This is a genomic window from Streptomyces sp. 3N207 (genome assembly GCF_052246355.1).
Classification (GTDB): domain Bacteria; phylum Actinomycetota; class Actinomycetes; order Streptomycetales; family Streptomycetaceae; genus Streptomyces.
The window spans coordinates 1-14,340 of record NZ_JBQQBV010000007.1 but is presented as its reverse complement, the minus strand read 5'-3'; the positions used below and the strand labels follow the sequence as shown (position 1 = coordinate 14,340).

15 protein-coding genes and 1 rRNA gene are annotated in these 14,340 nt (G+C 69.7%); 9 read left to right on the top strand and 7 right to left on the bottom strand.

Annotated features, from left to right (window positions below; genetic code table 11):
* Position 1 precedes the first annotated feature (1 nt).
* A complete protein-coding gene (locus ACTWP9_RS13075; RefSeq protein WP_443246262.1) occupies positions 2-622 on the bottom strand; it encodes a DUF47 domain-containing protein in 621 nt (206 codons plus the stop codon).
* Between the two features lie 206 nt (positions 623-828).
* On the opposite strand from ACTWP9_RS13075, the gene ACTWP9_RS13070 reads away from it, so the two are divergent.
* Entirely contained in the window at positions 829-1,197 is a 369-nt protein-coding gene (locus tag ACTWP9_RS13070; protein ID WP_443246261.1) for a metal-sensitive transcriptional regulator, read from the top strand.
* A 35-nt stretch (positions 1,198-1,232) separates the two neighbouring features.
* Here the strand turns inward: ACTWP9_RS13070 and ACTWP9_RS13065 are convergent, their stop codons facing one another.
* Positions 1,233-1,457 (bottom strand): hypothetical protein, encoded by a 225-nt coding sequence (locus tag ACTWP9_RS13065; RefSeq protein WP_443246477.1) that lies wholly within the window; start codon positions 1,455-1,457, stop codon positions 1,233-1,235.
* A 256-nt stretch (positions 1,458-1,713) separates the two neighbouring features.
* Complete coding sequence (locus tag ACTWP9_RS13060; RefSeq protein WP_443246260.1) at positions 1,714-2,589, bottom strand: hypothetical protein; 876 nt, start codon at positions 2,587-2,589, stop codon at positions 1,714-1,716.
* 137 nt (positions 2,590-2,726) lie between these two features.
* Between ACTWP9_RS13060 and ACTWP9_RS13055 the strand changes: the two genes are divergently transcribed.
* Complete coding sequence (locus tag ACTWP9_RS13055) at positions 2,727-2,975, top strand: hypothetical protein (protein WP_443246259.1); 249 nt, start codon at positions 2,727-2,729, stop codon at positions 2,973-2,975.
* A gap of 48 nt (positions 2,976-3,023) precedes the next feature.
* Here ACTWP9_RS13055 and ACTWP9_RS13050 read toward each other — a convergent pair whose 3' ends face one another.
* Entirely contained in the window at positions 3,024-3,743 is a 720-nt protein-coding gene (locus tag ACTWP9_RS13050) for a phosphatase PAP2 family protein (protein WP_443246258.1), read from the bottom strand.
* A gap of 297 nt (positions 3,744-4,040) precedes the next feature.
* Positions 4,041-5,021, bottom strand: coding sequence for a C40 family peptidase (locus tag ACTWP9_RS13045; protein ID WP_443246257.1), 981 nt, complete (start codon positions 5,019-5,021; stop codon positions 4,041-4,043).
* Between the two features lie 367 nt (positions 5,022-5,388).
* Here ACTWP9_RS13045 and ACTWP9_RS13040 point away from each other — a divergent pair, with 367 nt between their 5' ends.
* Together ACTWP9_RS13040 and ACTWP9_RS13035 are read left to right on the top strand one after the other, a co-directional pair.
* Positions 5,389-5,697, top strand: coding sequence for a hypothetical protein (locus ACTWP9_RS13040; RefSeq protein WP_099882465.1), 309 nt, complete (start codon positions 5,389-5,391; stop codon positions 5,695-5,697).
* Between the two features lie 99 nt (positions 5,698-5,796).
* Entirely contained in the window at positions 5,797-6,447 is a 651-nt protein-coding gene (locus ACTWP9_RS13035; RefSeq protein ID WP_443246256.1) for an O-methyltransferase, read from the top strand.
* Between the two features lie 231 nt (positions 6,448-6,678).
* Here ACTWP9_RS13035 and ACTWP9_RS13030 read toward each other — a convergent pair whose 3' ends face one another.
* A complete protein-coding gene (locus ACTWP9_RS13030; protein WP_443246255.1) occupies positions 6,679-6,978 on the bottom strand; it encodes a YiaA/YiaB family inner membrane protein in 300 nt (99 codons plus the stop codon).
* A 314-nt stretch (positions 6,979-7,292) separates the two neighbouring features.
* Here ACTWP9_RS13030 and ACTWP9_RS13025 point away from each other — a divergent pair, with 314 nt between their 5' ends.
* From ACTWP9_RS13025 to ACTWP9_RS13005, 5 genes are all read left to right on the top strand, one after another.
* Positions 7,293-8,165, top strand: a complete 873-nt coding sequence (locus ACTWP9_RS13025) for a hypothetical protein (protein WP_443246254.1) — start codon at positions 7,293-7,295, stop codon at positions 8,163-8,165.
* Positions 8,155-9,486: a hypothetical protein gene (locus ACTWP9_RS13020; protein WP_443246253.1), complete on the top strand. Its 1,332-nt coding sequence runs from the start codon at positions 8,155-8,157 to the stop codon at positions 9,484-9,486. Before ACTWP9_RS13025 ends, ACTWP9_RS13020 begins: the two co-directional genes overlap by 11 nt.
* Complete coding sequence (locus tag ACTWP9_RS13015; protein WP_443246252.1) at positions 9,483-11,048, top strand: SCO6880 family protein; 1,566 nt, start codon at positions 9,483-9,485, stop codon at positions 11,046-11,048. The genes ACTWP9_RS13020 and ACTWP9_RS13015 overlap by 4 nt, the downstream gene beginning before the upstream one ends.
* Positions 11,049-11,129: 81 nt before the next feature.
* Positions 11,130-12,584 carry an ATP-binding protein gene (locus tag ACTWP9_RS13010; RefSeq protein WP_443246251.1) on the top strand — a complete coding sequence of 485 codons (1,455 nt, stop codon included), beginning with the start codon at positions 11,130-11,132 and terminating at the stop codon, positions 12,582-12,584.
* Between the two features lie 84 nt (positions 12,585-12,668).
* Entirely contained in the window at positions 12,669-14,189 is a 1,521-nt protein-coding gene (locus ACTWP9_RS13005; protein ID WP_443246250.1) for a hypothetical protein, read from the top strand.
* A gap of 76 nt (positions 14,190-14,265) precedes the next feature.
* Here the strand turns inward: ACTWP9_RS13005 and rrf are convergent.
* A 5S ribosomal RNA gene (gene rrf, locus ACTWP9_RS13000) occupies positions 14,266-14,340 on the bottom strand; the annotation flags it as partial.

Below are 14,340 nucleotides of genomic sequence, written 5' to 3'. Positions count from 1 at the left end.
GTCAGGACTCCTTGACCGTGATGGTCTCGACGGTGTTGGCCACATGCTCGAACGCGTCGGCGGCCTCCTCGAGCACGTCCACGACCTGCTTGAGCTTCATGACCTCGATGGCGTCGTACTTGCCGTTGAACAGGTGGGCCAGCAGCTTGCGGTGGATCTGGTCGGCCTGGTTCTCCAGCCGGTTGACCTCGATCCAGTACTCGGTGAGGTTGTCCATCGTCCGCAGGTTCGGCATGGCCTCGGCGGTCAGCTCGGCGGCCCGCGACAGCACCTCGATCTGCTGCTCGACCCCCTTGGGGAGCTCCTCGATCTGGTAGAGGACGACGAGGTCGACGGCCTCCTCCATGAAGTCCATGATGTCGTCGAGGGAGGACGCCAGGTTGTAGATGTCCTCGCGGTCGAACGGCGTGATGAAGGAGGAGTTGAGCTGGTGGAAGATCGCGTGCGTCGCGTCATCTCCCGCATGCTCCGCCGCGCGCATCCGTTCGGAGATCTCGGTCCGCGCGGAGGAATCAGCGCCGAGCAGTTCCATGAGGAGCTTGGAGCCGGTCACGATGTTGTCCGCGGAGGCCGCGAACATGTCGTAGAAGCTCGTCTCCCTGGGGGTCAGACGAAAGCGCACTGGGGGTCCTCGGGGTGCATCGGCGACGGTCTCGTTGATGCTAGGCGCATCATCCGGCCACTGCGAACCGGCGTCCCCAGTGTCACCCATGGAGGCTCGCCTACTGAAGCGGGCTCCGAGAAGTCCGGTATCATATACCCAGTAGGGGTATCGAGAACCCGCCATTACGGCCTCGACAGCCCCCCACCACCACCCGGGAGGACCGCATGACGTCGCCGCAGACCACACCGGACGCGCCTCAGACCGTGGCCGAAGCCACTTCGGAGGGCTGCTCGGCACACGCGGCCACCGGCCTGCACGGTTACACCAAGAACAAGGACGCTCACGTCAAGCGACTGCGCCGGATCGAGGGCCAGATCCGCGGCCTCCAGCGGATGGTGGACGAGGACGTCTACTGCATCGACATACTCACCCAGGTCTCCGCCTCCACCAAGGCCCTGCAGTCCTTCGCGCTCCAGCTCCTCGAGGAGCACCTGCGGCACTGCGTGGCGCACGCCGCGCTGGACGGCGGCGCCGAGATGGACGCCAAGGTCGAGGAAGCCACGGCCGCCATCGCCCGCCTGCTGCGCACCTGACCCGACGAGGTTCTCCTCTCAGCCCGCCGGGGGCCTCAACACGCGGACGACCGTGGAAGGTCGTCCAGCTCGTCCGCCGCGCGCCGCAGCACCTCGTCGATACGGGCCACACTCAGCGGCCCCTCGGCGGCGGACGCGGCGATCATCAGCTCGCCGCACAGCTCGATCTCGGCGAGAGCGACGTGGTCCTGCATCAGCGAACGCCGTCGGCAGCGGCTCCCACGGCCGTCGCCCCTGTCGTCACGCTTCGTTACGGGCACACGTATCACCTCCCGTGCTGCACGGATCCACCGGGCGGAGCGCCGCGGCCAGGCCGGGGCCCAGCCTCCCAGCCTAGGGAGACCGCCGCCCGGGCGCATGGCACTTCCGAATCATTTACCGGGCCGGAACGGCTGCGGCTCCACCGCGCTCCGCCGCCGTACGGCTCCCCTGCGACTGCTGCCCGGCCGACGTACGGCTGCCCTTACGGCCGCTGCAACGACGCAGTACGGACGCGATACGGGCGCCGCGCGAGCGCTACGGTGCGGCGATCTTCCCGGTCCAGATGTCGCCGAGGCCCGGCATCGGGATCCGCACCCGGGTACCGAAGGCGTGCAGCGCCGTCGTCGAGGAGACCGCGTAGTCCGCGTCCGGCGGGCTGTCCGGGTCGGCGGCGAAGGTGAAGCGGTGCTGGACCTTCCGCAGCCGCCCCTGCTCGTCGAGGTAGGCGTCGAAGGGCACCGTACGGCCGGAGAACCCTTTCTCCGCGGCCTTCAGCTGACGGCGCGCCAGCGGCGGCGCCCCCGCAGCCGCGCGCTCGATGTCCACCACACCGCTGTAGTGCCACACCCGGACGCCGCCCAGCTCGGTGACACCCTCGTATTCCACCTCGCGGGCCCCGCGCAGCAGTTGGGCGGCGGTGACGGGATCGGTGGCCCCGCCCGTCACCAGGTTCCCGTCCGGCAACCCCGTGGTGTCGACCCGTACCCACTTGTCGTCCGGCACACCCGCGCGGTTCCGCATGTAGAGCGCGCCCGGAGTGACCAGCTCGCGCACCAGCCTGCGCTCCCCTGGCGGCGCCCCGTCGGCGCCGGGCGGCAGCGTGACCCGCAACCGGCCGGTGCGGCGGGCCAGATCGAAGGCGCCACGGCCCTCGATGGTGACCCGGGTGTGGCCGCTCACCATCTCCATGGCCGTCCGCACCCGCGCCGTCCCGGCCCGGGCCAACTCGTCCGCCGCCGCCAGCACGGCAGCCCGGCCGGGGCGGGAGGGCCCGGCGACGGTGGGAGGCCCGGCGGTCGCCACGGCGCCCTCCCCGGAGCAGCCGGCCATCGACAGCAGCACGGTGCCGAACGCCACCGCCATGAGCGGGAACGGCACCGTGCCGCCTCGGTACTGCCGCCGCGCCGCCATTTCCTGCCGACCCCTCGCTGCCGGTCGCCGCCTCCCCGGCCTTCTGCCGGGAGGTGCCCCAGGTCCGAGGCCGGTCCGGATTCGACGGTTCAACGAGGCCCCTGGGAACGCCGTCACGGCCCGAGTACGGTGGTCACGTGCGAGAGCGAGCTCCCGAACACCAGCCGGACCCGGCGCATCCGACCCTCCCGGCGGCCCAGGCGGCCCCGCACGGGACATCGTTGAACGAACGCGGCTCCTTCTGCGCCGCGTCGTGCAGCTGCGGCTGGCGCGGCCCCGCACGCCGAGCCCGCGACCGCGCCCGCGAGGACGCCCGCATCCACCAGCACGGGCACGGCGACCACACGACAGCGCCCCCACCGGGCGGAGCGGCAGGAGCGCTGTAGTTCGTTCGTTCGATCCAGGCCGAGTCTCCCGACTCAGCAGCTCGGGGTTCAGGCCGCCAGGTCGCGGTCTCCCGCGCGGCGCGGCTCCTCCTCGCCGGGCCGGCCGACAGCCCGGCGGCCCGCAGCAGCAGCGCCCACAGCGGCGGCAGCTGCGCCCGTCCACAGCAGCGTCTCCAGCCGTGCGTTCCCGGCCGCGCCCCGCACCAGCGGCGTCAGCGCCCACATGGCGACGGGGGCCAGCAGCAGGGCAACGGCGGTGCCCAGCGCGAGTCCGCCGATGACGTCGGTGGGGTAGTGCACCCCCATGTAGACGCGGCAGAAGCCCTCCAGGAGAGCCAGCGCGATGGCGACGAGGCCGGGCTTGCGTTGGACCATGAAGATGCCGACAGCGACGGCCATGGTGAGCGTGGCGTGGTCGCTGACGAAGGAGAAGTCCGTCTTGCCCTGGACGAGGACCTCCACACCCTTGTGCTCCATGAAGGGCCGCGGTCGCTCCACGAAGCCGCGGATGGGGATGTTCACGGCCAGCGCGATCAGCGCCGCCAGCGGGGCCCAGAGCAGCCCGGCGAAGCCGCTCAGTGCCTCGTCCCGGCTCTCGCGCTTACGCGTCACACCCCACCAGGCCCACACAGTCAGCACGACGAGCCCGACCGCAATGCCGTACTCCCCGATGTACTCCATGATCCGGTCGGCCCAGGTGGGTGCGTCCTTGGCCAGCCCGTTGATCTCGTAGAGCAGTTCGACATCAGGGTTGTCCCAGAGTGCCATCGCGGTGCGGCCCCTCACTTCGGCTGTGTGCTCATCGCTGGATCTGCGCTGACGACCCCCCGTGGTCGCGTTGCGGAAGTCCCGTTCCGTGGAGAGAACGCCCTGCGGCAGGTGGAGCGTTCCGTTCTTACCGAACGATCACCAGGACGTTACCCAAGGGTGATCCATAGGCGCAGCTCAGGGCCTATGCCTCACGGATTGTTGACGTAATCCATGCGCTGCGCGCACAAGCAGTGCCCCTGAGCTGTGTACCCACCGGAGCTGCTTGCCCAGGCGTACCCGAGCCGTGTCCACCGGTCACTTGGCGCTCGGCCGGGTCGCCCCGAAGTAGTCCGGGCTGTCGATCGGGTCGTAGCGGATCTTCGCTCCCGTGTAGGGAGCATTGATCATTTTGCCACCGCCGACGTAGATGCCCACATGGTGGATGGAACGGGAGTTGTTCAGGTCGTGGGCGAAGAAGACCAGATCGCCGGGGAGCAGTTCGCCCCGCTTGGGGTGCGGCCCGGTGTTGTACTGGTCGTTGGCCACCCGGGGCAACTCGACGCCGACCTTTGCGAACGCCGCCTTCGTCAGGCCCGAGCAGTCGAATCGGCCACCCTGCTCCGGCGTACCGTTGCCGCCCCACAGATACGGGGTGCCCAGCTTGCTCTGCGCGAAGGCAATGGCACCGGCACCCTGCTTGGTGGGGCTGAGCCGGCCGGTGGGCGCGGCGAAGCTCTGCTCCATCTTGCGGATGGTGGACACGTAGTTCTTGGTCTCGCTGTAGGGCGGCACCCCGCGGTGCTTGATGACGGCGTACGGACCCGCGTTGTACGCGGCGAGCATGTTGTTCGAGGCGTCGCCGGGTACATCCTTGACGTTGGCGGCCAGCTTGCAGTCGTAGCTCGCGGCGGACGGAATGGCGTCCTCCGGGTCGTGCACGTTCTTCTTGCCGTCGCCGTTGGCGTCCATGCCGTGGGTCGCCCAGGTGCCGGGGATGAACTGCGCTATGCCCTGCGCCTTGGCGGGGCTCTGCGCCTTGGGGTTCCAGCCGCTCTCCTGGTTGAGCTGCGCGGCCAGCAGCGCGGGGTTGAGCGCCTTGCACAGGTTGCCCCACTTCTGGACGAGCCCTGCGTAGGCTGCCGGCACCGAGCCCTTGGCCAGCCCGACAGCGCCGCCCACCGCGCCCGTCAGGTTGGCGGAGGCCACATAGGTGCCCACCACGAGCAGCGTGACGAACAGGGACAGCGTCCCCACTCCGCCACCGATCGCCAGCAGCCACACTCTTCTACGGCGCACTCCCCAACCCTCCCCCACAGGACACCAGTTCGTCGACGCCGACCACGCGCTCACATCATTCCAGGCCGACCCCCCGAGCGGAACGGCGGACAACGGGCGCGGGGGTGAACGCGATCACCCGCCCCGCCCGGGACCAGGCTCACCAGGGGCGCACAGAAGTACGAACGAACGACCGATGCCCCGTCAGGGTCCGTCCCATGCCCCGCTGCCGAGCACCCCTGTCAGTCCAGGACGCCCGACGGCCCCGCCACGTTCCCGAATCGACCACGAATCGGGGCCACTTCGGGCAACTCGACGCGCCCCGATGTCACCGGGCCATGGCACAATCCGTCAGAGACGAACCTTGAAACTAGGCGGTGAGTTCACCATGTTCCTGGCGGCTGACAAAGGCGATATCACCACCATCATCGGCGGGATCGCGCCGGACTGGGGCCCGTTCGGCTCCCTCGGGCAAGAGGCCCGGATAATGATCGAGGTCATCATGGCCGTGGCCATCCTGCTCTGCCTCGGCATCGCCATCTGGGGCGCGGCCAAGCAGCGGATCGGCGCGACGGCCCTCCGCGACACCTTCAGCGCCGAGCAGGGGAAGGGTTTGATCGTCGCCGGATTGACCGGCGTGTTCATCATCGGCTCGCTCGGCACCCTGTTCACCATCGTCTACGGCATGGCGGTCTAGCACCGCCACGGCAGGGCGTTCCAAGGACCGCTCCGTCGACGCGACAGACGACACAACGGCGCGCCCGGTGCCCGCCCGCGCCTGCACGCTAGGAGCTCCATGAACATCGTGAACCCTGCCCTCGAGGACTATCTGCTGGCCCACTGCACGCCGGCCGACGAGGTCCTCCGCGACCTGGTCGAGGAGACCCACCAGCGCGCGCCGGATTATCCCACCATGCAGATCACGCACGACGAGGGCGAGTTCCTCACGATGCTGGTGCGGCTGACGGGTGCCAGGACTGCCGTCGAGGTCGGCGTGTTCACCGGCTACTCCTCCATCTGCATCGCCCGCGGTCTGCCCGCGGACGGACGGCTGATCGCCTGCGACGTCTCGGAGGAGTGGACGTCCATCGCCCGCCGCTACTGGGAACGCGCCGGCCTCACCGACCGCATCGAACTGCACCTCGCACCGGCCGTCGAGACGCTGCACGCGCTGCCGCAGGAGCAGTTCGTCGACTTCGCGTTCATCGACGCGGACAAGACCGGCTATCCGGCGTACTACGAGGCGCTGGTGCCCCGGCTGCGCCCCGGCGGGCTGATCGTGCTGGACAACGTGCTCCGTGCCGGGCGGGTCGTGGATCCGGCTGCGCAGGACGAGGCGGACGTCGCCATCCGCCGGATCAACGACACCATCACCGCGGACGAGCGCATGGAATCCGTCATGCTGCCCCTCCGGGACGGCGTCACACTGGCCCGCAAACGCGCGTAGGCGGACCTGAGACGGCGCGGAGGGCGGCACGGGCCTCGTCGAGCGAGAGGCTGTGGAACCGGCGGACCCGGCGGAACCGGCTGGACGGCTGGACCGGCCACTGGACGCTGCGGGCGAGTCCTGCATGTCTCGTTCCCCGGTCTCACCGAACTTCCCGAGGGCCGACGGTGGTGACGCACGGCGGCGATGTCCGGCCGCTTCCCACCGCACCCGGGCGCATCCCGCCCGCACTCACGCCTTGCCCTGACCGAACGGATCGACCTCGGTCAGCAGCTTGTCGATCCGCGCCTTGTCCACCCGGTTCGTCACCTCCGACACCTCCTGCCGGTCCCGTACGCACTTGGCCAGCGTGAACGCGGAGGAGACCACGAAGACGAGCCCGAGCCCGAGGTACCCGCGCTCCCACGGGCCGACCGGCAGCCGGGCGATCCCGACGAGCAGCGCGACCATCGACACCCCGAAAGCAATCGCCGACTGCACGAAGAACGCCGCGGTGGTGGGTCTTTGCACGGAAGGAGTCACATCAGTCATACCCGGCAGCCTGCCGCCCGCCGACGCCCCGCACATGGGTACGCATACTCAAACCCGCCCATGGCCCGCCCTCAGTCCACCCACGGCCCCGCCGAGCACCGGGGGCGCACCGGTGCGCGGCCGACCCCCTCACCGCGCGCGTAATCGCCCGCCGAGCGGCAAGAACACAGACGGCGCACCGTCGCGGTGTTCGAAATGCTGCCATTCACCTGGCTTGCACACGGCACATGCGCGGTGTGACCCCGCTACCGTCATCTGAGGAGACAATGCAGTGACGGCAGTTGAGCGACAGAGGTCGAGGGGGCCAGGCCGGCATGAACATCGGCGGCGGCGACGAGTACGAAGCGCGTACTCGCACCAGCGAAGGCGTGCCCGGCGCCCGTGATGGCGCACGGACAACGACTCGAACACGCCTACCGGGCAGCGAGGGTGGCGGCAACCGCCCGCCCACCCGCCCCGGACGGAGCCTGGTGACAGTCGTCGCCGTGGTCGTCCTGCTCATCGCGGCCATCGCCTTCGCCAACCGCGGGGGCGGCGGGGAGGACGGCGGCGGCGACAACGCCTCCTCCGACGGCAAGGGCGGCACCCCTCCCCAGGCCCAACCCACCGCCCCCTCCGGTGAAAAACCCGTGAAGAACTCCCCCGACACCCTCGCCTCCGGCTTCCCCCACACCGAGAAGGGGGCACAGAGCGCCGCAGCGAACTACGCTGTCGCGTTGGTGTCCGCGGACATCGTGAAGTCGAAAGAGCGGGACGAAATCATCCAACAGCTCTTCGCTCCGGATCAGGTCACCGGGATCCAGCGCAAGATGGACAAAGCCTACTCGCCGAAGCTGCTGGCGAGGATGGGGCTGGATGAGAACGGGGTTGCCAAGAAGGACACCAAGTACGTGTCCCGGACAGCTCCGGTGGGGACGACCGTCCGTAAATACAAGGGCGACACGGCGAAGCTCGACGTGTGGTGCACGGGCGTGTTCGGCAACGCAGGGAAGAAGTCCACGACCCCGGTCACGAGCGACTGGTTCACCCTCACCTTTGACCTCACGTGGACGGACGGGGACTGGAAGATTCGGAAGTTCTCGCAGAAGGAAGGCCCCGCCCCCGTGAACGGCGACAACACAGCTTCGAGGGCCGACGAGATCGCCGCCGCTGTGGACAAGTTCGGAGGCTTCACGTATGCCCGGTAACCAACAGCGCCGTATCCTCGCCGTAGGCACCTGGGTGGCAGGTTTGCAGGCCACGGCCATTCTTTTCGCGGGCCGTGCGACAGCAGAGCCGAAGGATGGCTGCGACTACACCACGGGACACTCCCGAAAGTTCTGCGATTCGGACGACGGAGGCGGCTCCGAGTCCCCGAACGTCAGCTCCGACCCCACCGACCCCCTCGGTTCCGTAGCCAAATCCTGTGCCGAGGCAGCAAGCTGGACGGTGCACAAGCTGGGGAAGCTGGTGGATTCGACGACGAAGGTCGACTTCACCAACACGGAGTTCCTGCGGCAGTACGCCGTGGTGTTCGCCGCGTCGACGATTCTGACGCTCACGCTGTGGCTGCTGGCGGTGGCCAAGCGGGCGGTGCGCGGGGTGCCGTTCACCGAGGCGATCACGGAGGCGATCGGCTTCCTCTGGCTGACGGTGCTGGCATCGGCCTTCACACCGCTGATCCTCTACACGGTGGTCTCGGCGACCGATTCGGTCACGGATATCCTCGCCTCGGGCACGTCCGAAAAGACCGACGCGTTCTTCGGCACGTTCTCCGAGGCGCTGAAGAAGGGCGACGACATCGGCGGCGGCCCGATCATGCTGATCGTCGTCTCGCTCGTGTCGATCATCGCGGCAGGCGTGCTGTATCTCGAACTGGTGGTACGCGCAGCGCTGCTGTACGTCGGCGCCCTGCTGGGCACCGCCGTCTACGCGGGGCTGGTCGACAGGAATATGTGGGGACATGTCCGCCGCTGGGCGGGCATCATGATCGCTGTGATCCTCGTGAAGCCCGTGATCATCATCGTGCTCGGTCTCGCGGGCGCGCTTGCGGGCGAGGACGGGCCCGACTCGGTCTCGGCGATCGTGTCCGGGCTGGCCATCATCCTGCTGGCGATCTTCGCCAGCGCGATGATCTACCGCTTCGTACCCGGCTTCGGCGACGACATCGCCGCCCACCGCAACGCGGTCCGCACCTCCACCCGTGGCGCCGCCGCAGTGGTGTCCTCGCCGGCCGCACTGGTCCGCCAGGGCATCAACACCCACGGCGGCCGGGGAGGCGGCCAGAACGCCACTGCCGCCAGCGCCTCGTCCACCGGCGGCAACTCCTCCGGTTCCACCGTGACCGGCGGTGTGGCCGCACACAGCTCCCGTGCGGGCGGCGCCGAGGAGGCACCGCCACCCCGGCAGCAGGCCCCCGCGCCCGCCGCCACCACCCCGCACTCGGCCCGCCCGCCCCGGCAGAGCCCCTCGGGCACGGGCCGCTCCCAACCCGGTCAGCCCCGCAGTTCGGGAGGTGACCGCGGATGACGACCTCCTCCCACACCGCAGGGTCCTCGCTGGGCGCGCCACGCCGTACGTACATGATCGGCAAGGCCCGGCCCAACGCCCTCGTCGGAAAGAACCGCGAGACGGGCGAGATCGGCCTGATCGTCGTCGGCGCCTTTCTCGGCATGATGAGCGGCCTGCTCATCCCCGTCCTCTCGTTCCGTATCCCCGCCCTGATCGGCTTCCCGGTGCTCGCGCTGGCGGCTGTCTACGTGCCGTACAAGGGCCGTACGTTCTACAGGTGGTTCGAGATCAACCGCTCCTACAAGCGGCTGCTGCGCCGCGGTACGACGTATCGTTCCGACGCCGTCGAGGCCGGCACCATGCTCGACGGCCGTGAGGTGGAGATCGGCCCGCCGCCCGGCGTGGGCCGCATCAACTGGCTGTCGGCGCCGTTCGGCCCCGACGAGATCGCCGTGCTGCTGCACGCGGACCGCCGCACCGTGACCGCCGCCATCGAGATCGAGGGCCCGGGCGTCGGTCTGCGCGACAGCGAGGACCAGGAGGCCCTCGTCGAGCGCTTCGGCACGCTCCTGAAGCATGTGGCCAACGGCGACGGCTATGTGACGCGGCTGCAGATGCTGGCCCGTACGCTGCCCGCCGACCCCGACGCGCACGCCAAGGACGTCACCCAGCGCGGCAACGAGCGGGCCGCCGGATGGCTGCGCTCCTCCTACGAGCAGCTGCTGTCGATGGTCTCCACCTCCAGCGAGCAGCACCGCGCCTATCTGATCGCCTGCATGCCCTACGGCCGCGAGCTGGCCACCGAGGGCGCCACCATCGCCAAGGCCGCCCGGAGCACGGCGGGCCGCAAGCTGACCAGGGACGAAGGGCTGGCCATAGTGATGGCCCGCGAGCTGACGGACATCTGCGCCCGGCTCACCGAGGCCGACATCCGGGTGCGGCAGCCGCTCGGGCAGGCCCGGCTGGCCTCGCTCGTCCACTCGATGTACGACCCGGACCACCCCATCGACCACATCCAGGCCATGTCCAAGCGCAACGCCTGGCCGGCCGAGCTGGACGCGGTCGAGCCGACGTACCTCCAGGCCAAGACCCGCGAGTCGACCACCCGCGAACCCTGGTGCCACGCCACGGCATGGGTCAAGGAGTGGCCGATGACCCCGGTCGGGGTCAACTTCCTGGCCCCGCTGCTGGTGCACACCCCGGACGTGATCCGTACGGTCGCCGTGGTGATGGACCTGGAGCCGACCGAGCTGGCGATCGAGCGGATGCTGACGGAGAAGACGAACGACGAGGCGGAGGCCAGCCGTTCGGCCAAGATGAACCGCACCGTCGACCCGCGCGACATCGCCGCGCACGGCCGCGTCGACCAGCGCGGCGAGGACCTGGCGTCGGGCGCGGCGGGCGTCAACCTCGTCGGCTACATCACCGTTTCCTCCCGCTCACCGGAGGCGCTGGCCCGTGACAAGCGCACGATCCGCGCCTCGGCGGGCAAGAGCTACCTCAAGCTGGAGTGGTGCGACAGGGAACACCATCGCGCCTTCGTCAACACCCTCCCCTTCGCCACCGGTATCCGGCGCTGAGGAGCCCTCCATGACCCCCACCCGCTCCGACGCCCGACCGCTCCACCCCCGCACCGCCGCTCCAGGCCGGAGGTAGCCAGCATGGCCGCGCTCGATCCCCTGTCCGCCATCACCGAAGCGTTCACCAGCTTCCTGTTCGGCAAGACGGAGACGACCCGCCTGCCCGTCCGTACGTCCACGGGCCAGGCGCAGGCCGTCTACCTGCCGACGGCCGCGCCTGGGCTGGGCGACTCCGGCGTCATCATCGGCCGCGAGGTCTACAGCGGAAAGGGCTACATCTACGACCCCTTCCAGCTCTACGGACAGCAGCTCCCGGCCCCGCACTGGCTGGTGCTGGGCGAGTCCGGAAACGGCAAGTCGGCGCTGGAGAAGACGTACGTACTGCGCCAGCTGCGCTTCCGGGACCGCCAGGTGGTGGTCCTGGACGCGCAGGGCGAGGACGGCGTCGGCGAGTGGAACCTGATCGCCGAGGAGATGGGCATAACCCCGATCCGCCTCGACCCCACCGCGGCGCTCGATCAGGGCATCCGGCTCAACCCGCTGGACCCGGCCATCACCACCACCGGCCAGCTGGCGCTGCTGCGCACCATCATCGAGGTCGCGATGGGCCACGGCCTCGACGAACGCTCCGGCTTCGCCCTCAAGGTCGCGCACTCCTACGTCAACTCCACCATCACCGACCGCCAGCCGCAGCTCACCGACATCGTCGAGCAGCTCCGCCACCCCAAGCCGGAGTCGGCGGAGGCGATGAACGTCGCCCTGGACGACGTACGCGACTGGGGCCTGGACGTCGCCCTCGTCCTCGACCGGCTGGTCGACGGTGACCTGCGCGGCATGTTCGACGGCCCGACGACGGTCGGCATCGACCTGGACGCGCCGCTGATCGTCTTCGACCTCTCCCACATCGACCGGAACTCCATCGCCATGCCGATCCTGATGGCGATGGTCGGAGTCTGGCTGGAGCACACCTGGATCCGCCCCGACCGGCGCAAGCGGATCTTCCTGGTCGAAGAGGCGTGGCACATCATCAACAGCCCCTTCGTCGCCCAGCTCTTCCAGCGCCTGCTGAAGTTCGGCCGCCGCCTCGGCCTCTCCTTCGTCGCCGTCGTCCACCATCTGTCCGACGTGGTCGACGGAGCGGCGGCCCGCGAAGCCGCCGCGATCCTCAAGATGGCCTCCACCAGGACGATTTACGCCCAGAAGGCCGACGAGGCCCGCGCCACCGGCAAGGTCCTGGGCCTGCCACGCTGGGCCGTGGAGATCATCCCCACCCTGTCGCCCGGCATCGCCGTCTGGGACGTCAACGGCAATGTGCAGGTCGTCAAGCACCTGGTCACCGAGGCCGAACGGCCACTGGTCTTCACCGACCGCGCCATGACGGAAAGCGCCGCGGAAGCCGAGGCCGCAGAAGCCGAGGCCGCCGCCTCCTTCGAGGCCGCGCTGGAGGCCGACCTGGAGGCGGAGACCGAAGCACGCGCCATGGCCATGGAACGCACCCCGTCCGGACCGGCCGCCCCCGGCTCAGGCGTCGCCTGACCGACACCAGGGCACCCCCACCCGTCGCAGCCGCGGCGGGGATCTTGCCGCAACCGACCGGCCCCCGCTTGAATACCGGTACCGATGTCATACGACGACCGCGAGCGTCACCGCCGCCCGGGATACCACCCGGGCCACTACCCCCACCATGAACCGCACCGGATGCGCCGCACAGCCGGTGGGGGCGGCGGAGGCATTCCCGACGGCCTCCTGGTGGGCGTCCTCGCCTTCCTGCTGGGCCTCACCATCTTCGTCTGGACGGCCACGGGACTCGCGGGCCTCTTCTCCCACGGCGCCTGGCCGGACGACGTCACCTTCGCCAATACCCCGCTCGCCGTACGGGAACTGGTCACCGAGCCGCACGACATCCCCGGCGCCTGGCCCACCACCCCGCGCAACCAACTCTCCGGCTACGGCCTGTTCTGGGGCATCTTCATCAGCCAGTTGATGGTGCTGATGGTGCTCACGGTCTTCGTCATGGGCACCATCGCCCGCGCCCGAGCCGTACGAAAGGCCAGGCGCATCCGGCGCGACCATGCGGGGGAACCCCCGGAGCACAAGAGCGCGGGGCCCACGGAGGCCGCGCGGGAGCCCGGTGCCGCCCCGCTCCCCTCGCAGCCGCCCGCTCCGGCTCCAGCCTCCCAAGAGCAACCTGTACCGCCCCAGGACCCCTCCGCACCAACACCACAGCCGCCCTCAGCCGCCCCACCCAGCCCGCTGGCACCAATCCTCCTCGGCACAGCAGCGACCACCGGAGCCACTTCCCCCGTCGACGGCCAGGACGCGACCGGCAACGTGACCGGCAACGGCTCGGTCGGCACCGGCTCCCTCGGCAACGCGACAGGCGGCCCGTCGGCTGACGACGACCCCGTGACACAGATCCTGGAAGCTCCCGGCGCCGCACTCGTCAGCTCGGCCACGCCCGCCCTGTGGACCGCCACCAAGACGGCCCGCGCCAAGCTCGGGCCCGTCCACCTCTTCGACCCGACACACGCCTGTGACACCCCCGACCGCCTCCGCTGGTCACCGCACCATGGCTGCGCCGACCGCGCCACCGCCGCGGCCCGCGCCACAGCCCTGCTGGCCCCCCTGCGCTCCCCGCGCCCCATCGACGCGACGACGCACACGACGGCCGAGACCGTCCTACGCTGCTGGCTGCACGCCGCAGCCCTGGAAAAGCGCCCGTTCCGCGAAGTCCACCGCTGGGCACTCGCAACGGGACAGACAGCGGACGCCGTACGCATCCTGCGGACCCACCCCAAGGCCGCCTCCGGCACCGCCGGCGAGCTGGAGTCCGCCCTCGCGGGGCATCCCCAACTACGCGCCGACGCTGTCGCCCTGATCCGCCGCGCCCTGGCCCCACTGGGCCAGCTGCATGTCCGGAACGCATGCTCCGCGGAGCGAGCCGATCGCCTCGCGTTGGAATCCTTCATCGCCGAAGCGGGCACCCTCTATGTAGTGGGCGAGGACCCGGACGTACTTCCGATCCTCAACGCGCTCACCCAGAGCGTGGTCGAGCACGGCCGCCGCATGGCCGCACGGTCATCTGACGGCCGGCTCGACCCACCACTGACGACGATCCTCCAGCTGCCGCTGAAGCCATAACCGGCCATGCCGAGAGCTGGGTCCGGACATGGAAAAGCCCCGTTGGCGTCAGCCAACGGGGCTTTCCTCACAAAGAGTTCGGCGGTGTCCTACTCTCCCACACGCTCCCGCATGCAGTACCATCGGCGCTGAAAGGCTTAGCTTCCGGGTT